Origin of the sequence: Carnobacterium sp. FSL W8-0810, from assembly GCF_038007125.1 — a bacterium.
Classification (GTDB): domain Bacteria; phylum Bacillota; class Bacilli; order Lactobacillales; family Carnobacteriaceae; genus Carnobacterium_B; species Carnobacterium_B inhibens.
This window is the reverse complement of the sequence record NZ_JBBOWO010000002.1, coordinates 67,960-89,304: the sequence shown is the minus strand read 5'-3', so window position 1 is coordinate 89,304 and position 21,345 is coordinate 67,960. Positions and strand designations below refer to the sequence as shown.

Here is a 21,345-nt window from a genome sequence, read left to right as displayed (position 1 = left end):
TTTGTTTGATTTTATACCGGCTAAATGAGTTGAAAATAAAAATAAGAAAGGTTATCTAATTTAATAGACAGCCTTCCTTATTTTTTGTTTTTAAGAGTGAGGATTGTCAAGTAAAACCGTATTTTTAATATCTTCAACTGTTTTTGTACCAGCTAATTGCATCACTATTTCGAGTTCATGCTTGAAGTGATCAAAAACAGATTTAACACCTTGAGATCCTCCTAAAGCTAGGCCATAAATTGCTGGGCGTCCAATTGCAACTAAGTCAGCACCACTAGCTAGAGCTTTAAAGACATGTTGCCCACGACGAACACCACTGTCAAAGACAACAGGAACTTTTCTATCCACTGCTTCAGCAACAGTTTGCAATGAATCGAATGCTGCTGGTCCGCCATCTAATTGGCGGCCACCATGATTGGTTACCCAAATTCCGCCAGCACCAGATGCTAATGAGATTAAAGCATCTTCCGCAGTTTGAACACCTTTAACAAAAACAGGTAATCCAGAATTAGAAGCAATAAATTCAATATCTTTAGGACTAAGTGTTTGTTTGGAAGAGCCATAAACAGCATCCATTGATTGTCCAACACCTGATTGGTAGGCTTGAACGATTGGCATGCCTAAAGGAAAAACAAAACCATTACGTTTGTCTGCTTCACGGTTCCCTCCTACAGTTGCATCAGCCGTTAATACGATAGCTTTTACTCCATTAGCTTTAGCTTCGTCTAAAATATCTCTATTGATTCCATCATCTTTACTCATATAGAATTGGAACCATTGTGGAGCTCCAGCTCCTGCTTTAGATATTTCTTTAAAAGGTTTATTAGCATATGAACTAATCGTCATAATAGTACCAGATTCAGCAACAGCTTTTGCAGTGGCAGGTTCGGCAGCTGCGTTAGCAAGTCCGTGAGAAGCAACTGGCGCCATAATGATGGGAGTAGCTAAGTCAGTACCAAAAATGGATGTACGTTGATCTGGATTTTCAATATTTTTTAATACACGAGGAACAATTAGCTTATGATTAAAAGATTCAATGTTTTGTTGGATTGTCCATAAGTCACCGGCTCCGCTTGAAATATAGCCGTAACCACCTTCAGGAATAACTTTTTTTGCTTCCAATTCAAGATCAAAAACATTGATAATATTTAACGGTTTTTCTGCTTCACTAGCTTTATAAGGAACTTGATTAGCGGATTTTGAGGCTTCTTGTATATTGTCCAAAGAATGTTCTATAGTTACATCTTTTTCAGTTTCTGTCATAATGTTCCCTCCATTTAAATGATTGGTAATCGATTTAAGTTTACCACTAGAAATAAAAAATTCAATTTTTAAGAGAAAATAGTTTGATTAAAATTAAGTGAAAAAAATAAATTAAATAGAAATATATTTTTCTTGTCTAATATACCGTAAAGGGATAAGATAGTAAAAGTGAAAAAAATATGTCCGAAATAGGGTATTGACTAAAAAAAGGTTGACAAACATTGTTAGATTACTTACTATTTATAACCAATAATGCTATAATAAGATAAAAGAGGTGAAGAAGATATGATAACCATTAAAGATGAAGAAAAGAGTGTCGCTTGTGAAGCTAGACAAAAAGCGATTTGCCCTAAGTTTGAACATACTTTTGCTATTTTAGGTAAAAAATGGATGGGACTTATCATTGACGTGTTATTAGAAGGTCCTCAACGGTTTAAAGATATAGCTGCTACAATTCCTAATGTAAGCGATCGTGTATTGGTTGAACGTTTAAAAGAGCTGGAACAAGAAGGACTTGTAGCTCGTACAGTAGACCCGGATGCTACAATGAGAGTAGCTTATAGCTTAACTGAAAAAGGCCAAGCCTTAAAAGTAGTCATGGCTGATGTTCAAAAGTGGGCTGACGAGTGGATTTGCGTACAAGAAGCTTAATCCTATTGAAAAGTACTTGACCTTTAAGTCAAGCTTGCGTTAAACTAGATAAGTATGTAAAAGAGAATAATAATAAAAACAGTGATGGAAAAAAGTAATTTGGCTTATCTAAAGAAGAGAACAAGTGTCGTTGGCTGAGAACACTTGAATAGAAAACCAAATGAATGTTCACTTCCTGAGTTGACTTTGGGAATTACGTTAATCTAATTAAGGTAATGAATAAAGTTCCGGTATACGCCGTTATGTAAATGAAGTGTGGATTTAGTGTAAGCTAAATTCAAACAAGGGTGGTACCGCGAATGTAGCCTCGTCCCTTTTTGGGATGAGGCTTTTTGTGTGCTTATTTTTAAATACACAAAAAGCAAAAGAATGATAATTTTATTTAAAGGGGAATAAGAATGGACTTAAAAGACAACTTACAAGTGTTAAGTAAAGAAGCTGTTGAAAAAATTGAAGCAGCTCAAAATTTAAAAGAACTTGATCAAGTACGTATAACCTATTTAGGGAAAAAAGGCCCAATTACTGAAATTTCAAAAGGAATGAAGACTGTTTCTCCTGATGAACGTCCAGTTCTTGGAGCACTGGTTAATGAAGTGAGAAATAAGATTACTTCATATTTAGATACAAGAAAATCAGTATTAGAAATGGAAAAAATCAATCGTGATTTAGCAAGTGAAGCAATTGATGTTACTTTGCCAGGCAGCCAAGTAGCTGTGGGCCAATCGCATGTATTAACTCAAATAATGGAAGAAATTGAAGACCTGTTTATTGGTATGGGGTATCAAATTATTGAAGGACCTGAAGTTGAAGAAGACAGCTACAACTTCGAACGTATGAATTTGCCTAAAGACCACCCAGCTCGTGATATGCAAGATACTTTTTATATTACGAATGAAATTTTGTTGCGTACACACACTTCTCCTGTTCAAGCTCGTACAATGGACAAACATGATTTTTCAAAAGGACCATTAAAAATGATCAGTCCTGGAAAAGTATACCGTCGCGACAGCGATGATGCAACTCACTCTCACCAATTCCATCAAATGGAAGGATTAGTTGTAGCGAAAGATATTACAATGGGAGATTTAAAAGGAACGCTAGAAGTTTTTGCTAAAAAATTATTTGGTTCAGAACGTGAAATACGTTTGCGTCCAAGTTATTTCCCTTTTACTGAACCTTCTGTAGAAGTAGATGTAAGTTGTTTCAAATGTAACGGTAAAGGCTGTAATGTATGTAAACAGACTGGTTGGATCGAAATTTTGGGTGCCGGAATGGTTCATCCAAATGTACTTGAAATGTCTGGTATTGATGCAACAGTTTATAGCGGTTATGCGTTTGGCTTAGGCCCAGACCGAGTAGCAATGTTAAAATACGGAATTGATGATATACGTCATTTTTACCAAAATGATGTTCGTTTCTTAAATCAATTCAAGGTAAAGGAGTAAGAATATGAATGTATCTTATCAATGGTTAAAAGAATATTTAGATTTATCAAATGTAACACCTGAAGCGTTGGCAGATAGAATGTCACGTACTGGAATTGAGATTGAAGATGTCGCTATTCCGGAAACAGGGTTGAAAAAAATTGTAGTAGGACATGCGGTTGAAGTTGTGGATCATCCAGATTCAGATCATTTGCATATCTGCCAAGTAGATATCGGTGAAGAAGAATTATCACAAATCGTTTGTGGTGCTCCTAATATTGCTGCTGGACAAAAAATCATTGTCGCATTACCTGGAAGTCGTATCACAGGAAATGCAAAAATCAAAAAAGGAAAAATGCGTGGGCAAGTATCAAATGGTATGGTTTGCTCTTTAGCCGAATTAGGATTTTCTGAAAAAGTTGTTCCTAAAAAATATGCAGACGGCATTTATGTGTTGCCAGAAAACGCAGTGCCTGGAGAACCAGTATTTCCTTATCTAGCAATGGACGATGCGATCCTTGAATTGTCGATCACACCTAACCGTGCGGATGCATTAAGCATGCGAGGAGTTGCCCATGAAGTTGGGGCAATTTACGATCAACAACCTAAATTCCCTTCTTTCGAATTAACAGAAGATAAAACAGATTCAGTTGAAAACTATATTAAAGTTGCTGTAGAAAATAGCGAAGATGCTCCAAGCTATAATGTCCGCATCGTTAAAGATGTGAAGATTGCTGAAAGTCCAATGTGGTTGCAAACAAAATTGATGAATGCAGGTATTCGACCTTTAAATAATGTAGTAGATATTACAAACTATATTCTATTAGAATATGGACAACCTTTACATGCATTTGATTATGATCAATTGCAGTCAAAAGAGATAGTGGTTCGTCATGCTAATAATGGAGAAGCTTTAACAACTTTAGATGGAGAAGAACGTCTATTAACTTCTGAAGATATCGTTATCACAAATGGTTCTAACCCAGTTGCTTTAGCAGGAACTATGGGGGGATTGGATTCAGAGATTGAAGACCATACAGTGACTGTAGCTATTGAAGCAGCTATTTTTAACCCGATATCTGTTCGTAAAACAGCTAAAAGATACAATTTAAGAAGCGAATCTAGCTCTCGTTTTGAAAAAGGAATTAACCCTGCTACTATTACAACTGCAGGAGACCATGCCGCTGCTTTAATGGCTGAACTTGCTGGTGGAACCGTAGTAGCTGGTGTTGCATCTCAATCATCTTTAGAAGTAAAAGATAGTATCGTATCAATTACGTTAGATAAAATCAACCGTTCGCTAGGAACAACTATTTCAACTGAAGAAGTAAAAGTGATCTTTGATAGACTTGGGTTTAAGGCTGAAGAAAAAGATGGTTTATTTGAAGTTGCTATCCCACCACGTCGTTGGGATATTGACATAGAAGCGGATCTAGTTGAAGAAGTAGCTCGTATCTTTGGTTATGACAATCTTCCTTCTACTTTACCAATCAGCGCAGCACAACCGGCAGCTTTGAATGATAAACAACGTCTTGTCCGTCATACACGCCGCTTTTTAGAAGGAGCAGGTTTATCACAAGCGATTAGCTATGTATTAACCACTCCAGAAAAAGCAGCTCAATATATGATGCGTGAAAGTGAAGCCACTCAATTAGAAATGCCTATGAGTGAAGACCGGAGCACATTGCGGATGAACTTATTGAGCGGATTGCTAGATGATGCTAGCTACAATAAAGCTCGTAAAAATAAAGATGTTATGCTTTATGAGATTGGTCGTGTGTTTTATAAAGAGGTAACTCAAACACTGCCAGTAGAAGAAGAACATTTGGCAGGAGTATTGACGGGTTCTTTATTAGAAAAAGATTGGAAAGGTCAACCTCAAAAAGTAGACTTCTTTGTAATGAAAGGAATCTTAGAAGGGTTGTTTGCTGCATACGGTTTAACAGAAAAAGTTACATTCGTTTCTGATAACCAACGTGAAGGCATGCACCCTGGTCGTACAGCTGTACTTTACTTGGGTGAAAAAGAAATAGGATTTGCGGGACAAATTCATCCATTAGCAGCAAAAGAGTATGATTTAGATGAAACATATGCTTTTGAATTAAATATACAAGCTATCGTTGAAGCAGAAAAAGAACCAACTATTTATGAAGCTATTCCTAAATTCCCTGGAATGACTAGAGATATCGCATTATTGGTTGATGAAACGATTACAAACCAACAATTGGTAGATTTGATCTATAAAAAAGGCGGCAACTTCTTGGTTAGTGTACGTTTATTTGATATTTATCAAGGTAAGCATATTGAAGATGGCAAAAAATCAATGGCTTATACGTTATCATATCTAAATCCAACTGCAACATTGGTGGAAGAAGAGGTTTCTAAGGCTTTTGATAAAGTTACAAATGCACTAGTGGAAGAATATCAGGTAGTCGTGCGTTAAATAGTATGAATATGCAAAAAGAGTCTTGCTAAATGCAAGGCCTTTTTGTTATGCTAAAAAGCACTAATATATATAAGAGGACTATCCCGTTTTAGGACTCTATAAAGGCTTTTCAGGGGGAACTATATGGAAAAGAAAGAACTAAAAAAAGAAGTGAGCGGTCTTACGGCATTGACCGTAGTTGTCGGAACAGTTATAGGGGCTGGGATATTTTTTAAACCAACAGCAGTTTATGGTGCATCGGGTGCGCCAGGACTAGGTTTATTGGCTTGGTTTGTTGCAGGGATTATTACAATTGCCGGTGGGTTGACAGTTGCTGAAATTGGAACCATCTATCCTCAAACAGGTGGGATGATGATCTATTTAGAAAAAGTATATGGGAGATGGGTAGGTTTTCTAGTCGGATGGGCTCAAATGATTATCTATTATCCAGCTAATATAGCTGCATTGACTATTATCTTTGCAACTCAATTTTCAAGCTTATTTGCCTTATCGGATTCAACGATCGTACCGGTGGCTATTGCCACAGCAATATTTTTGATGGGAATCAATTTTCTTGGAACCAAGTATAGTGGTCGAATTCAAACGGTCGCAACAATCCTAAAGTTGATTCCAATTTTGGTGATCATTGTTGCTGGATTACTTTATCCTGGGGGAGGTGCAGTAAGACTCGTACCCTTTTCGGTAGAGTCCCATCCAGTGCTAACAAGTTTTGGTTCTGCATTAATGGCTACTTTATTTGCTTATGATGGGTGGATCAATGTTGGAACATTGGCAGGTGAAATGAAGAAGCCAGGTAAGATGTTACCAAAGGTAATTATTGGTGGGTTATCCATAGTAATGGCTGTTTACTTATTGATAAATGTTGCTTATTTATTTGTATTAGACAGCAACCAATTAGCCGGAACGGATACACCAGCTGCTTTAGCTGCTTCGTATCTTTTTGAAGGGATAGGCGGTAAATTGGTCACAATAGGTATATTGATTTCTGTATTTGGTGGGATCAATGGCTACATTCTATCTGGTTTGAGAATTCCATACGCTTTAGCAACGCAAAAGATGCTTCCTTTTAGCCATTGGTTTGCTAAAATAAACCCTAAAACAAATTTACCAATCAATGGTGGAATTTTAATGTTAGGAATTGCACTATTAATGATTTTAACAGGACAGTTTAATCAACTGACAGATTTAATTGTTTTTGTGATCTGGATTTTTATTACGTTGACATTTATTGGGGTCTTAATTTTGAGAAAAACTGAACCGGATATTGAACGACCTTACAAAGTTCCTTTTTATCCGATTATTCCACTAATTGCAATAATTGGTGGATTATATATTGTATTTAATACCTTAATTGTTCAACCTCAAAATGCATTCATTGGTATTTTCTTCACGTTGATCGGAATACCCGTTTACCTGTACTGTAAAAAGAAATATGGAGTGCCCGAAAAAGACCAATAAAGGGAAAGAATCCTACCTTAATAGATTTATTGAGGTAGGATTCTTTCTGTTTATTAGCGAAGACCACTGATTTTTTTAGCTTTTTCGGTATTTGCAAAATGCAATTTAGCGTATTTGCCAAGTAAAGGCAGACCGCCTTTTTTCAGCAACTTTGCAGCTATTAAATCAACATTGCTGCCAGCTCCAGAAGGTATTTTAAGACCTGCTTTTGCAGTCAATTCATCTAAACCTTTTAAGAAGGCATAACGTGCAATGATTGAAGCAGCTGCTACAGCTAAATGGTGACCTTCACCTTTTGTTTGGAAATACACGGATTCTTTTATTTGGTTTGGCTGATCGCTGATATGTTTGAAATAAGTAGCTGGAAGTTCAAATTGATCGATTAAAATACCATCTGGTTTTTGCGGACTTATTTTTGTAAGCACATGTCCTAAAGCTTGATTATGTAAAACAGCTTTCATTTTACCTTGGGTCATTGTTGGTTGGATGGCATTGTATTTTTCAGGCATAACATTAAGTAAGCTGTGTGGTAAGAATGTTATTAAATCTTTTGCTACACGAATAATTTCAGGGTCTTTCATTTCTTTTGAGTCTCGTACGCCTAATTCTTTCAGCAAAGCAAGTTGGGATTGATCCACATAAGCAGCTACTACCGTTAAGGGCCCAAAATAACTTCCAGTTCCGACTTCATCACTGCCAATAACAGACCAGGAACTAAAACCCTTTGGTAAAGGAATATTTATAGAAGAAGAGGGTTTATTCTTAGCTGGAACAATTGTTGCTTTTTTCTGCCATACAGCTGCTTCACGATCAGAACCGGCGCCTTGAAACAGAACTTTTCCAGAGTTGTAAGCCGTTATATTGACCGCTCCTTTTTTAGCTGCAAATAAACCGCCAGGAGGAGTAGATGGTTTTAAGTAAGTCGTGTAATGCTGTTTCATATCGTTTAACGTTTCTTTAGAAACCAAGAGTACTTCATTCGCCATTGTGTCACTCATTTCTTTTTATTAATGAACTAATAAATAGTTTACCATAGAATTTTGTCTAATAAAGGCAGGATATTAAAATGAAATGAAAAAATGTGCAACTATTAGTCGATTCATGGTAAAATAAGGGAAATGTGATTTTTAGGAGGGGCTGCCATGTCAAAAGGGAAAATTCGGTATAAAACAACTATAGCAGGAAGACCCTACACGATCATCGGAGCTAGACCCGAGGAACATATGCGATCAGTGTCTAAAATGGTAAATGAACAAATGCAGCAGATTGAATCATTATCAAAAGGATTAGACCCCGAACGTAGAGCTGTGTTAGTAGCGGTAAATGCTGTATCAGATCAAATTGAAATGCAGATAAAATTAGAAGATATGCAAAAAAGAGTAGAAGAATTAGAAAAGAAATTAGAGAAAGATCAGGAAATGAAAACAAGCGACAATTAATTTTCTGAGTAAAGGTGATCAACATGTTAATGACAGTCATTATAGTACTATTGTTAGCCATAGGAGCTTATAGTGGTGCCAGAAGAGGCCTCATTCTCCAATTGGTTTTGACTATCGGTTATTTTATCTCATATTTATTAGCAGGCAAATACTACCAAACATTAGGTTCACATTTGGAATTAATAGTGCCTTACCCTTCAGCTTCTGAAAGTAGTCAATTTGTTTTTTATAATCAAGCATTGGGTTTTGATCTTGATGGAGCTTTTTATAATGGAGTTGCATTTATACTGATTTTATTTGTCGGGTGGTTAATCACTCGTTTTGTTGGCGGATTATTGAATTCGTTAACCTTTATTCCAGTGTTGAAACAATTGAATGCTTTAGGTGGAGCAATTTTGAATGTTATCGTTTCTTATGTTGCGATTTTTCTTGTTTTGTTTTTATTAACAATGGTGCCGATAGATGCGATCCAAGAAGCATTTAATACTAGTTGGTTAGCTCGTACGATTGTGGAGGACACACCCGTTATTTCAGCCCAACTATACAATTTATGGATAGAAACATCCTTGAAATAACTCATTAGTTAAATAGATTGAAAAAATCGTTTCTCTTAAATCAGGGGGACGATTTCTTATTGAGAATAGTAAAAATAAAAGCCAGTTTAGTGGAAGTGAAACTAAATAAAAGTAAAATTGAAATAAGAGGTGAAACAAAATGAATAAAAAAATCCTTCAAACATTGGAGTTTAGTAAAATTATTCAAGCAATTGCAAATTTTGCTGCTTCAGATTTAGGGAAAGAACAAGTTTTAACGTTATCGCCCTCAATTGATAAAAATGAAATTGAACTATGGCAAGATGAAACAGAAGATGGAACAAGAATTTTAAAATTGCGTGGCCATATGCCTATTCCAAAATTACAAAATGTTCGTCCACATTTAAAGCGTTTGGATATAGGTGCTAGTTTAAACGGATTAGAGATTGCACAAATCGGGAAAATTTTACGCACGACTTCTGAGATGAACCGATTTTTTGAGAATTTAAAAGAAACCGGAATTGAAATGAACCGGTTGTATGAGTTGGCTGAGAACTTCGTTACAACTCCTACTTTGAATCAAGTTATTCGTGAAACAGTAGATGAAGATGGTCGAGTCATGGATGATGCAAGTCCTGCTTTAAATGGGATTCGAATAGGAATCAAACGAGGAGAAAATACGGTTCGTGAAAAATTAGATGGTATTGTACGTGGAAAAAGTGCTCAATATTTAAGTGATGCAATTATTACGATTCGGAATGATCGTTATGTTATTCCTGTAAAACAAGAATATCGGAGTCATTTTGGCGGAGTCGTTCACGATCAAAGTTCAACGGGCCAAACATTATTCGTTGAGCCACAAAGTGTTGTTGAATTAAATAACCGTTTACGTCAACTCCAAATTGAAGAACGTCGTGAAATAGATCGTATCCTAGCTGAAATTTCGAATGAGATAGCTCCTTTTAGTAAAGATATTTTAAATAATATGTTCTTATTAGGAAAACTTGATTTTATTGGTGCTAAAGCTAGTTATGCTAAAAGTATCTCAGCTAATCGTCCTGTTATCCATGAACAAAATGAAGTAAGGCTTTTAAGTGCACGCCATCCCTTATTAGACCAAGCAAATGTTGTCGCGAATGATATTTTGATTGGCGGTGAGAATCAGGCTGTAATCATCACAGGTCCTAATACTGGTGGGAAGACCATTATTCTTAAAACATTAGGCTTACTGCAATTGATGGGGCAAGCTGGTTTACAATTACCTGTTGCTCAAGATAGTCAAATTGGGTTATTTACAGAAATATTTGCAGATATTGGCGATGAACAATCAATTGAACAAAGTTTAAGTACATTCTCATCACACATGACAAATATTGTTTCTATCTTAGAGCGTGTAGATGAAAAAAGTTTGATTATTTTTGATGAGTTAGGCGCTGGAACGGACCCTCAAGAAGGTGCTGCTTTGGCTATCGCTATTTTAGATAAGATAGGTGCTATAGGCAGTTATGTAATGGTAACGTCTCATTATCCTGAACTGAAAGCTTATGGCTATAACCGTCCGCAAACAATTAATGCGAGTATGGAATTTGATGTTGATACGTTAAGTCCAACTTACCGTTTATTAATTGGTGTACCTGGGCGTAGTAATGCATTTGAAATTTCTAAGAGATTAGGATTAGATAACGATATCATTGATTCAGCACGTCAATTGATCGACGGGGAAAGCCAAAATCTAAATGAAATGATTGCTGATTTAGAGAATAGGCGAAAAATGGCTGAAACGGAATATCTTGAAGTCCGTCACTATGTAGATGAAGCAGAACAATTGCATGCAGATCTACAAACAGCTGTGCAACAATTTTATGCTGAGCGTGAAGAGTTAATGAGAAAAGCTCGTGAAAAAGCCAATAACCTTGTTGAAGAAACTGAAGAAAATGCGGACCAAATCATTAAAGAGTTGCGCAAAAAACAAATTCAAGGACAATATGAAGGCGTAAAAGAACATGAATTTATTGATGCAAAAACACAATTGTCCGGTTTGAAACAGGAAGAAGCTTTGGCTAAAAATAAAGTTCTAAAAAAAGCTAAAGCTAAACAAGTAATGAAACCTGGCGATGATGTTATAGTTCAATCGTTTGGGCAAAAAGGAATTTTAATGGAAAAAGTTGATAAAAATCACTGGGTCGTTCAAATGGGTATGCTGAAGATGAAGCTTAAAGAAAGTGATTTGACTTTAACAGCACCAGAAAAAGAACCTAGTCGTAAAATGATTGCATCGGTACGCTCAGAATCCAACAATCATGTTTCACCTCAATTAGACTTAAGAGGAGAGCGATATGAAAATGCATTAGCAGAATTGGATCGTTATCTGGATGCAGCCCTTTTGGCTAATTATCCACAAGTAACAATCGTACATGGGAAAGGGACCGGAGCTATTAGACAAGGCGTAACAGATGCTTTGAAAAAACATCGTTCTATAAAAAGTTTCCGTTATGCACCACCTAATCAAGGCGGAAATGGAGCAACGATCGTTGAATTTAAATCTTAAGCTTATGGGTAGATATTAAAAATGTTTTTTGATATAATGAACTAAGAATATAGCTTACTATTAATAAGTTGTAAAAAAGTTTTTGGGAGGAATAGTGATGGTACAAGCAGTAACTGATGCAACATTTGAAACAGAAACTAAAGAAGGTCTAACAATTACGGATTTTTGGGCAACATGGTGTGGTCCTTGTCGCATGCAATCACCAGTCTTAGAAGAATTAGATGAAGAAATTGGTGATGAAGTAAAAATCGTCAAAATGGATGTTGATGCTAACCCAGAAGTACCAAGCTCATTTGGTATTATGAGTATTCCTACTTTATTAGTGAAAAAAGATGGCGAAGTTGTTGAAAAATTGATTGGTTACCATAACAAAGAACAAATCGAAGACGTTATATCAAAATACAAATAATTAGGTTTAACAATCAAAAAGGTAAATAGGATTGAGACAATTGTCTCAATCCTATTTTTATGTAATCAATTAAAATAGAATAGAATAAATTCTTCTATTCTATTTTTGAAGAGTGATTTAGATAATAAGCCACTTCTTTTTTGAGTTCTTCTTGTAATGAAAAATCTTCAATAGCTTCCAATAGATTAAAGCCTTTTTGAAACCACATTTTTGTTTCAGCTTCAACTTTATTTAATTTAGTTAAAATAACTCCTTTTCGTACATACAAGACACCTAATAAACGATATTTCCCTTTTTCTTTACTAATTGATATTAAAGAATCTGCTTTTTCAAGTGCTTGTGTGTAATTTTGATTTTCCATCAATAAATAAATTAAATTCATTGAGTAAGCCATCTTTAACTCTGTTGCATCATAAAAATGGGTATAATTTTCTAATTCTACTAATGCACGTTTTGAAATAAAAAGAGAAGTGTCAAAATCAAAGAAAAAAAGAATGTTATTCAATAAACGCAGTTCTGTTAAGTACCACTTATCAAGTAAGGAAATACGATGCCAGACTTTTTCAGCGAAAGGAGCTGCTTGCGTTAAGTCGTTGGTTTTTGAAAGTGTAATAAGTGCATTACAGATATAAAAGATATCTTGTACAACATTATCTTTATGTTCTTTTAAATAAGTTTTTGTCGTTTCTCTAACTTTCATTAAGGTATTTAAATCATTATTTACAGCCATAGTTTTAAATTGATATAAGATAGCATCTTTTCCAGTTAATTGGTAATGATTATGTATGTAGTTGAATTCTTCATGTGTCATATCTAAATTATTTAAAATTTGAAAATATTTGGTTATGTTTGGAACAATGCTGCCCGTTTCAAACTTAGTGTAGGTTGACCGTGCCATTGCATCTTTTGCAACATATGCTTGGGTATAACTTTTGTTTTCTCTTATTTTTTTTAAATCTTTTCCAAATTTTTGACCAATTTGTGTCATAATTGAACCTTCTTTCAATAAAAAAATGTGATTATATGAACATTATACAAGATATTATAAAACATTTGCTATAATTAAATCAAAGTTAGGAGGGATTACATGAAAAAGATCTTGAAAAAATTGATAGCATTTTTGCCGGTAATCTGGTTCATGGGCGGTGGGGGCTAGAAAAGGCTTAGACACTTGTCGCTCTTTACCTTTCCCTTGACCCTGAGTCATTTTAACGAATTAGTAAAAGCCAGTTGGTTAACTGTCTTTTACTAATTCATCGGATAATACTAATTCTGTCAACGTTAAGAGTAGGAGGGACAGTATGGGAACTAATATAATAAAGGCAAGGAACGGTTATGCGTATATTCTTGAAGGAAAAAACCTTTGCAATACGTTACCTGTAGATGAAGAAGACTTAATTGAAAATGCCGATGGAATTCTTGATTGTCCTCTTGATGGCGTATTAAGAAAAAATAAATTATCCTTAAGTGATTTGAATGAAATGAAAACAACAAAATTGCTTTTTGTAAAATTAGAAGCTGAACAGACAATAATCTTAAACACGATATGTCTTAATCTTAATATGTGATATAAAATTAAATAGCTGAATTTTAAAAGCGTTGATAAAAATTAACGCTTTTTTATGTGTTTAAAAATATAAAATTCTGATACACTCCTATCATATATATTAGAATAACTAATAAATAAGGATGGGATTCAAATGAAATCAATGTATATCCGTACAACGGATGTTGAAATCTATTGTAAAATTACAGGAACTGGGGAACCATTACTATTACTACATGGTAACGGAGAAGATCATCAAATATTTGAGCATCAAATCATCCATTTTAGTAAACAATTTCAAGTGATTGCAATGGATACGAGAGGGCATGGACGTTCTGAACATGGTAAAGAAATACTTACCTTTAAAAAAATTGCACAAGATATTCTAGCGGTATTAAATTACCTCAATTTAGAAAAAATAATGATCATGGGATTTAGTGATGGAGGAAATATAGCATTATATTTTGCTAGTCATTATCCAAAAAGAATCAATAAATTGGTTGTTATTGGGGCTAATTATAAAGTAAATGGGTTAAGTGAAAAATCTTTAACGGAAATAAGAAGAGAATATGCAGTCCTAAATATTTTAGGTAACTATTTTTCAAAAGCTGAGAAAAAGAAACAAGTGATAGATTTGATGTGGCACCAATTGGATTTAAAGGTTGATGATTTACTCGCCATAAAAGTGCCAACTTTGATAGTTGCTGGAGAGTATGATGTGATTAATGAAAGTCATACAATTAGTATTCATAAATGGATAAATGGCAGCGAGTTAGTAATCATACCAAAAGCTAGCCATTTTTTGATGATTGAAAAGTATGAAGAGTTTAATCAGCTTGTTGAAAGTTTTTTATGTGATGTATAGCTGTAAAATTAGGAGTTCATATTTCTTGAAAAGTATTTACAGAATAAATTATAATAAAGAAAAAATTATACAAAAGATTAAAAATATTTTTCTGTTTTCTCATCTAGTATTGATAACTAGGTTGAATAGTTTTTGAAACTGTGTTATTCTTGTCTTACATAAAAATTACTAACGCATACATGACAACAATGACAATGTTCTTTCTGTAAGAGTACTTATTGGCATATGTTTTTAAGGAGGAAATAAAAAATGAATGATGAAGCAGTATATACAAAAAAATATCTGGTGACCAATGAGGTATTGAATGCAGTAACTCACGGTGTAGGAGCAATTTTAAGTATAGCGGGAATGATATTACTCATTATGAAGGCTAGAAATACAGGCTCAACATTAGAATTGGTTTCTTACAGTATTTACGGATTTTCACAATTCCTACTTTACCTATGTTCAACACTTTATCATAGCTTGATTTTTACAAAAGCAAGAAGAGTGTTTAAAATTTTTGATCATTGTAGTATCTTTTTGTTAATTGCTGGTTCCTATACGCCTATTTCTCTGGTAACAATTGGTGGGAGAATGGGTTGGACCTTATTCGGAATCGTATGGGCAATTGCAATTTTTGGAATCATTTACAAATGTCTATGGATTGAAAAATTCAAAAAAATGTCAACTCTTTTATATATAGGAATGGGATGGCTTAGCATGTTTGCCATCAAGCCAATGTATATCGGACTTGGTTTCGATGGATTTGCATTATTGCTGGCTGGAGGACTTTCATTTACAATTGGGACTATCTTTTACAGCATGCGTAATGTTAAATATATGCATGTCTTGTGGCACTTGTTTGTCTTAACGGGTACTGCTTTTATCTACTTCTCAATTTTACTTTATGCATAAAAAAAGCCTGATGTTTTCTTCAAGGCTTTTTTTTTGCATATAACGGTGAGCTAATTTTCTTCATAGTGCTTTTCTTAGGCTTTTTTTTAAAAGAGTTATATAATAAATGAACTGAATAGGAGTGAAAGAGGAGGAATAGAATGAGTATTGGTTATGCTTGCTTAACGGTAGGTGTTCCAGACACAGGTTTTAAAACGTGTCGGAAAGCAAATGCAACTGAAGAAAAATTAAAAGAGTTGATTTACTTTAACTTAGAATCGCTTGAGAAAGTCATTGAGTACAATATTAAAAATAATATCAAATTATTCCGTATTAGTTCAGATATTATTCCATTTGGATCAAGTCCGGTCAATACATTAGCTTGGTGGGAATTATTTAAACCGCAATTTGATTCAGTTGGACAAAAAATTATTTCAAGTGGTATGAGAGTATCCATGCATCCTGGACAATACACCGTTTTAAATTCACCAGATAATGAGGTAGTGTCCAGAGCGGTAGAAGATTTAGTGTATCATACAAAGTTTTTAGATAGCCTTGGAGTAGGACCAGAGCACAAAATCGTATTGCATATTGGAGGTGTCTACCAAGAAAAAGAACGAGCAATGCAACGTTTCGTAAAAAGTTACCAAACGTTATCAGATGCAATAAAAAAACGATTAGTCATTGAAAATGATGATCGTTCTTATACTGTTTCGGAAGTTTTGGCTATCAGCAAAATTACAGGTGCTCCTGTTATTTATGATAATCTTCATAATGCAATCAATACAAGTGATGTTTCAAAAGACGATGCCTATTGGATCGAGCAAACTCACAAAACGTGGAAGACTGAAGATGGATCGCAAAAAATTCATTATTCTCAACAAAGCCCAATGAGCCGTATAGGAGCACATACGCGTACAATTGCACTTGAACCATTTATGAACTTCTATCATCAAGTTGCAAGAGAAGATTTAGACATTATGTTAGAAGTGAAAGATAAAAACCTTTCTGCTGTAAAGTGCATCAATGCTACGACATCACAGCCGCATATTAAATTATTAGAAAAGGAATGGAGTCTATACAAATACAGTATTTTAGAGAGATCACCTAAGATATATGATGCTATTCGCCAGCTATTAAAAGATAAGACTGCTTTTCCGGTAGTGGATTTTTATCGTTTACTTGACCAAGCTTTAGAGATGGAAGTGGCAACTGGGACTGCTATCAATGCAGCTACACATGTATATGGTTACTTTAAGGAAACTGCAACAGAAAAAGAAAAAAAAGCCTTTTTTAAACAACTGGAAAAAGTTGAAAAAAACGGCGGTTCACTGAAAACACTCAAGAATATATTATGGAAGTTAGCGGTAAATGACAATCAACCATATTTGCTCCAGTCCTATTACTTTGTGCTCTAAGTTAGATGATAATTTTGACAAATAGTTGATGAACAAAAAAAAATACAGTATACTAACTAATTGTATCGAAAAATAAGCTACATTAATGAAGAAATGAAAGAGGAAAAAAATATGAATATACAAAAAATTATTGCATTAGTCATTTTGATTTCAGGTATCATTCTACTTTTTTACGGATTCTTGGAAAATAATCAAGTTTCTTTAATTACTGGAATTGTTCTAATTGTAATCACGGTATTAGATTACAACAAACTAAAAAACAGAAAAAAATAGTCGCTTTAATAGTCAATTCCTCTCAAATCGTGTGGAAAGCAGTTATTTTCAAATAAACCGTGCTTTCTTTAATAAACTGTGCTATACTATTAGATGTAGATGTACGTGGTGTTTCACTTTTTTTAGAGGTCAAACGATTGTTTTTTCTTGTGTTTATTAAATAAGGTATAGGTTCGAATCCTATCTTCTACTTATCAACTACCTTTGTGTAAAGGTAGTTTTTTTTTGTTTTAGAATAAAATTTAAATGAGTTAATTGAGTAAAAAGAATTCTTAAACATATGAGTTGGGAACGCATTCTTTATTTGGTACTATTATAGTGTACTAAAATAATTTGATAGGAGGACGAATGAATATGGTGAAAAAATTCAAAGGTGCTTATCAATCTGTTGAGGAAGCTGCAGCTCAAGTTGAACATTTGATTACAGAAGGGTACAGTCCTGAGGATGTAACTGTTGTAACTCATAAAGAAAATAAAGGTACAATTGAAAGTTTAACGATTGCGGAAGTGGACCCAATTCTTAATAAACACAATAAGTCAGTGTGGAATCGTGTCAAAGATACTTTTGGTGAAGCAGATGATGGAAATCCGCTTGGAAAATATAAATTGGATTCTTCAACTACTGAACGTTACAATAAAGCCGTAAGAAATGGTGGATATGTCATTATTACTGAAGAGCCAGAAACTGAACATACGAAACAAAATCTTAGGAATAAGCCCATTAAGGATAAAAATGATTCTACAGTGTCAAATATAGGTGAAGTATCAGCTTCTGTTAAAGGTCAAGTTGTTTCAGAAAATGACACAAATGCTTCTATAGAGGGAATTCCTCTTAAAGAAAGTGATGGAACATTTGGAGGAAATCATCCAATTGAAAATCCAAGTATGCCGACTACTCCCGGTACGGATCAACAAAGGGATAGTTAAAAAGAGATAGTTAAATAGATAAATAAAAAAGAATAGACTGAAATGGATTGGGACAATTTAATTGTCTCAATTCTTTTTTTAGTTGTCTAAAAATTAAAGAGAAAAGGAATGGTTATTAGTTATTCATAGTCCAATTTCAATAGTTCTGTTAGAATGAATATCTAGATACATAGTAAAAATTTAGATGTTTGGAGGAGAAAAAATGCTAGAAGTTAAGAATTTGAAAAAAACTTTCGGAACATTAACAGCTGTTGATGATATCAGTTTTACTATCCCCGATGGTCAAATTTTAGGCATGATTGGTCAGAATGGTGCAGGGAAAACGACAACTTTTAGGCTGATATTAAATTTTTTAACAGCTGATTCAGGTGAAGTTTTATGGAACGGACGCCCTTTACAGAAAACCGATTATGATGTGATTGGCTATCTACCAGAAGAAAGAGGACTTTATCCTAAAGTTTCGATAGAGGATCAAATTATTTATTTTGCGCAGTTACGTGGGAAATCTAAAAAAGAGATCAAACCTCAAATTGATAAATGGATGGAAAAATTTCAAGTTAAAGGCAAAAAGACAGATAAAATCAAATCTTTATCTAAAGGGAATCAACAAAAAGTACAGCTTATTGCAACGCTGATCCATCAGCCTAAATTGGTTATTTTAGATGAACCTTTTAGCGGGTTAGATCCTGTAAATGCCGGGTTGTTGGAAGCTGGTATTAAAGAATTAAAAGAACAAGGAGCTTGTGTTATTTTTTCTAGCCATAATATGAATAACGTCGAAGAAATTTGTGACAAATTAGTCATGTTGCGTAATGGAAGTATGGTCTTAGATGGAACTGTTCAAGAAATCAGAGCAAAGTTTGGACGGAAAAAACTCTTTTTAGAAACACCTCTGTCTATTGATGAACTAAGTAAAATGCATGGAGTAATCAAAGCAAAAGTAACTAAAGATGGGGTAAAAGTCTTAGAGTTGGAAAATCCAGAAGATGGGAAGGCAATCTTTGAACAAGTTACTAAAAATGGCTATATTACAACATTTAGCCAACAATCGCCTACTATAGAAGAAATCTTTAAAATGAAAGCAGGTGAGCTTCATGAATAAATTTTGGGTGATCGTTAGGGATGTTTATAAAAAAAATATTAAGTCATTTGGTTTTTTAACAATGGTTTTGACGCCTATCGTAATGTTGTTGATTATTGGCGGAATCATTTATTTTATTAGTCAATCTGAAAATGAGATACCTGAGATTGCCGTTTTAACATCGGATCAAGAAATCCAAACACTTTTGGCAGCCCAAGAAGATCAATTTACGGTTGATCCAGATATTACGACAAAAGAAGCAGCTGAAGAAGCTATGGAGCAGGAAGAGTTAGATGGCTATCTTGAAGTTGAGTCTGAGAATCAAATGGTTACTGCTAACTATGTTGATATGTCATCTAGCGATACATTAGATACAACTGTACTGACCAGTATTTTAACGAGTATTCAGTTAAATAGGAAAGCAACTGAATACGGATTGACTCAACAAGAGGCAATGGAATTGATGTCACCAGCTGCTATCTCAACTGAAACAATCAATTTTGAAGAAGGAGAAATGACTAATCAAGACAGTACGGCTGAAACAATCAAAATGTGGAGTTCTTATGTAGTTGGGATTGCGATTTTTATTTTTATTATAAATTACGCCAGCATTATTGGAACCGAGATTGCTTCAGAAAAAGGAACACGTATCATGGAAGTTATTTTGTCTAGTGTTACTTCAACGGTTCACTTTTTTGGTAAACTAGCAGGAATATTGTTGGTTTGTCTAACACAAATCATTATTTACATCGTTTTAGCTTTGATTGCCTATCCGTTTATAAAAAATCTTGATTTTGTTCAAGATCTTTTAACAGGTGTCGATATTGGTACACTATTAAGCAATTTATTGGGAACAACACTTATTTATTTTGTACTTGGGATTATTCTTTATGCTGGTTTGGCTGCATTCTTTGGTTCGTTAGTAACGAAAATAGAAGATGTGAGCAAAGCTGTTACTCCATTGGTTTTCTTAGCCATGATTGGGTTTTATGGCGGGTTATTTGCTTTTGCCAGTCCAGACCAAGCGGTTGTAAAAATTGGTTCTCAAATACCTTTTTTCACGCCTTTTATCATGCCGTTCAGAGTAGCAAGTGAAACAGTTTCAACGGCCGGAATAGTGATTTCGATTATCGTGATGATTGTATTTACGGTTCTGTGTACGCTATTGTCACTAGTAATGTATCGTTCAAATGTGTTAGTTTATTCAGATACAGGAATGATAAAAACAATGAAAACCTCTTTTAGTATTTTAAAAAATGAGCGCAAAAAAACAAACTAATATTTATAGGGTTGAACTACTGAGTAAACTTATCTCTATCTCTATCACTAACGCTTTTTAGCAAGTTGTTGTGACTACTTTTGGAAGTAGATATAAGAATAAATTTTGTGGCATATAAATGTATCAATGAATTAAGCTTTTTTATACAGATATACAAAAAAATGGTCTAACTTTAAAAGATATTTACCATTTCTATATAAAAAAAGAATGACAGTAATTCCTTCAATAAAAAAGGAACTTACTGTCATTCTTTTAATTTATTACTGTTCGTGTCTTGAAGATCTGGAAGGTAAAGTTGCCTCATCTTCCTCAGGGGCTTCTTCATTTATCAAACTAATTTCGTCTTCATTATTTTCACTCATCACAAAATGAGTAAGAGGTTCTTCAATCGATAAGCGGTCTTTTAAGTCCGATTGCACAGTAAATGTAACCATTTTTGTTTTCTTATTTACTTCCGTTAATGCTTCAGTATAAATGCCGTCTTGGGATTGGATCTGTTCAGCTAAAAATCCAGCTTCTAAATTAAAGCTAGGTTCTGCCTGATTTAAACGAACTTCAACTATTTCACCAGATAATGTATAAATTTGTTTGTTGCGTTGTTTCTTGTTTAGTTCTATTAAGCCAAAACCCGCTTTATCGAAAAAGCGAATGATGTCTTGCCTGTTTGCAAGTGGGTATTGTCTAGCCAATTCTTTACCAGCCCAATATAAGATTTCGTGTGTATCTGTTCCTAATAAGTTGGGTATCACTACATCTCTAATCAGTTCATAACCAAATAAAGAAGTTGTTCCATTGCAATCTTCTAAAGCTGGTTTTTGTTCTTTTTTATTTCTATTCACTTACTCATTCACCTCTTTTGTCATTCTTATTTATTATAACGTGATTTGAAACAGAAGCCTACCTTTTTAA

19 protein-coding genes and 1 other annotated feature are annotated in these 21,345 nt (G+C 34.2%); of the genes, 15 read left to right on the top strand and 4 right to left on the bottom strand.

The features are described from left to right. Nucleotides 1-90: 90 nt before the first annotated feature. On the bottom strand, nt 91-1,263 hold the full coding sequence (locus NST49_RS11705; RefSeq protein ID WP_341048833.1) for an alpha-hydroxy-acid oxidizing protein: 1,173 nt from the start codon (nt 1,261-1,263) through the stop codon (nt 91-93). A gap of 285 nt (nt 1,264-1,548) precedes the next feature. Here NST49_RS11705 and NST49_RS11700 point away from each other — a divergent pair, with 285 nt between their 5' ends. From NST49_RS11700 to NST49_RS11685, 4 genes are all read left to right on the top strand, one after another. Next, complete coding sequence (locus NST49_RS11700; protein ID WP_251166208.1) at nt 1,549-1,914, top strand: winged helix-turn-helix transcriptional regulator; 366 nt, start codon at nt 1,549-1,551, stop codon at nt 1,912-1,914. Between the two features lie 72 nt (nt 1,915-1,986). Then, nucleotides 1,987-2,232: a binding site (T-box leader), on the top strand. An 80-nt stretch (nt 2,233-2,312) separates the two neighbouring features. Then, nucleotides 2,313-3,359: a phenylalanine--tRNA ligase subunit alpha gene (gene pheS, locus NST49_RS11695; protein ID WP_251166207.1), complete on the top strand. Its 1,047-nt coding sequence runs from the start codon at nt 2,313-2,315 to the stop codon at nt 3,357-3,359. 4 nt (nt 3,360-3,363) lie between these two features. Next, entirely contained in the window at nt 3,364-5,781 is a 2,418-nt protein-coding gene (gene pheT, locus NST49_RS11690; RefSeq protein WP_341048830.1) for a phenylalanine--tRNA ligase subunit beta, read from the top strand. A gap of 126 nt (nt 5,782-5,907) precedes the next feature. Further along, nucleotides 5,908-7,242 (top strand): APC family permease, encoded by a 1,335-nt coding sequence (locus tag NST49_RS11685; RefSeq protein WP_023177105.1) that lies wholly within the window; start codon nt 5,908-5,910, stop codon nt 7,240-7,242. A 53-nt stretch (nt 7,243-7,295) separates the two neighbouring features. On the opposite strand, the gene rnhC is transcribed toward NST49_RS11685, so the two are convergent. Then, entirely contained in the window at nt 7,296-8,228 is a 933-nt protein-coding gene (rnhC, locus tag NST49_RS11680) for a ribonuclease HIII (RefSeq protein WP_301425772.1), read from the bottom strand. 156 nt (nt 8,229-8,384) lie between these two features. On the opposite strand from rnhC, the gene NST49_RS11675 reads away from it, so the two are divergent. From NST49_RS11675 to trxA, 4 genes are all read left to right on the top strand, one after another. Continuing rightward, nucleotides 8,385-8,681 carry a cell division protein ZapA gene (locus NST49_RS11675; RefSeq protein WP_023177107.1) on the top strand — a complete coding sequence of 99 codons (297 nt, stop codon included), beginning with the start codon at nt 8,385-8,387 and terminating at the stop codon, nt 8,679-8,681. Nucleotides 8,682-8,704: 23 nt separating this feature from the next. Then, nucleotides 8,705-9,256: a CvpA family protein gene (locus NST49_RS11670; RefSeq protein ID WP_023177108.1), complete on the top strand. Its 552-nt coding sequence runs from the start codon at nt 8,705-8,707 to the stop codon at nt 9,254-9,256. A gap of 139 nt (nt 9,257-9,395) precedes the next feature. Beyond that, a complete protein-coding gene (locus NST49_RS11665) occupies nt 9,396-11,762 on the top strand; it encodes an endonuclease MutS2 (protein ID WP_341048827.1) in 2,367 nt (788 codons plus the stop codon). Nucleotides 11,763-11,859: 97 nt separating this feature from the next. After that, entirely contained in the window at nt 11,860-12,171 is a 312-nt protein-coding gene (gene trxA / locus NST49_RS11660; protein ID WP_023177110.1) for a thioredoxin, read from the top strand. 94 nt (nt 12,172-12,265) lie between these two features. On the opposite strand, the gene NST49_RS11655 is transcribed toward trxA, so the two are convergent. Continuing rightward, entirely contained in the window at nt 12,266-13,159 is an 894-nt protein-coding gene (locus NST49_RS11655; protein ID WP_034538421.1) for a helix-turn-helix domain-containing protein, read from the bottom strand. Between the two features lie 313 nt (nt 13,160-13,472). Between NST49_RS11655 and NST49_RS11650 the strand changes: the two genes are divergently transcribed. The 7 genes from NST49_RS11650 (at nt 13,473) to NST49_RS11620 (ending at nt 20,436) form a co-directional block, all read left to right on the top strand. Then, complete coding sequence (locus NST49_RS11650) at nt 13,473-13,739, top strand: hypothetical protein (RefSeq protein ID WP_023177112.1); 267 nt, start codon at nt 13,473-13,475, stop codon at nt 13,737-13,739. A gap of 132 nt (nt 13,740-13,871) precedes the next feature. Beyond that, nucleotides 13,872-14,582, top strand: coding sequence for an alpha/beta fold hydrolase (locus tag NST49_RS11645; protein WP_301425775.1), 711 nt, complete (start codon nt 13,872-13,874; stop codon nt 14,580-14,582). A gap of 249 nt (nt 14,583-14,831) precedes the next feature. Continuing rightward, nucleotides 14,832-15,479: a PAQR family membrane homeostasis protein TrhA gene (gene trhA / locus NST49_RS11640; RefSeq protein ID WP_034538422.1), complete on the top strand. Its 648-nt coding sequence runs from the start codon at nt 14,832-14,834 to the stop codon at nt 15,477-15,479. Nucleotides 15,480-15,619: 140 nt separating this feature from the next. Then, nucleotides 15,620-16,876: a UV DNA damage repair endonuclease UvsE gene (gene uvsE, locus NST49_RS11635; protein ID WP_034538425.1), complete on the top strand. Its 1,257-nt coding sequence runs from the start codon at nt 15,620-15,622 to the stop codon at nt 16,874-16,876. 627 nt (nt 16,877-17,503) lie between these two features. Further along, entirely contained in the window at nt 17,504-18,076 is a 573-nt protein-coding gene (locus NST49_RS11630) for a general stress protein (protein WP_051932781.1), read from the top strand. Between the two features lie 202 nt (nt 18,077-18,278). Further along, nucleotides 18,279-19,178 carry an ABC transporter ATP-binding protein gene (locus NST49_RS11625; protein ID WP_023177118.1) on the top strand — a complete coding sequence of 300 codons (900 nt, stop codon included), beginning with the start codon at nt 18,279-18,281 and terminating at the stop codon, nt 19,176-19,178. Next, a complete protein-coding gene (locus tag NST49_RS11620) occupies nt 19,171-20,436 on the top strand; it encodes an ABC transporter permease (RefSeq protein WP_023177119.1) in 1,266 nt (421 codons plus the stop codon). The genes NST49_RS11625 and NST49_RS11620 overlap by 8 nt, the downstream gene beginning before the upstream one ends. 260 nt (nt 20,437-20,696) lie before the next feature. Here the strand turns inward: NST49_RS11620 and NST49_RS11615 are convergent, their stop codons facing one another. Next, nucleotides 20,697-21,275 carry a YslB family protein gene (locus tag NST49_RS11615; protein ID WP_236620734.1) on the bottom strand — a complete coding sequence of 193 codons (579 nt, stop codon included), beginning with the start codon at nt 21,273-21,275 and terminating at the stop codon, nt 20,697-20,699. Between the last annotated feature and the right edge of the window lie 70 nt (nt 21,276-21,345).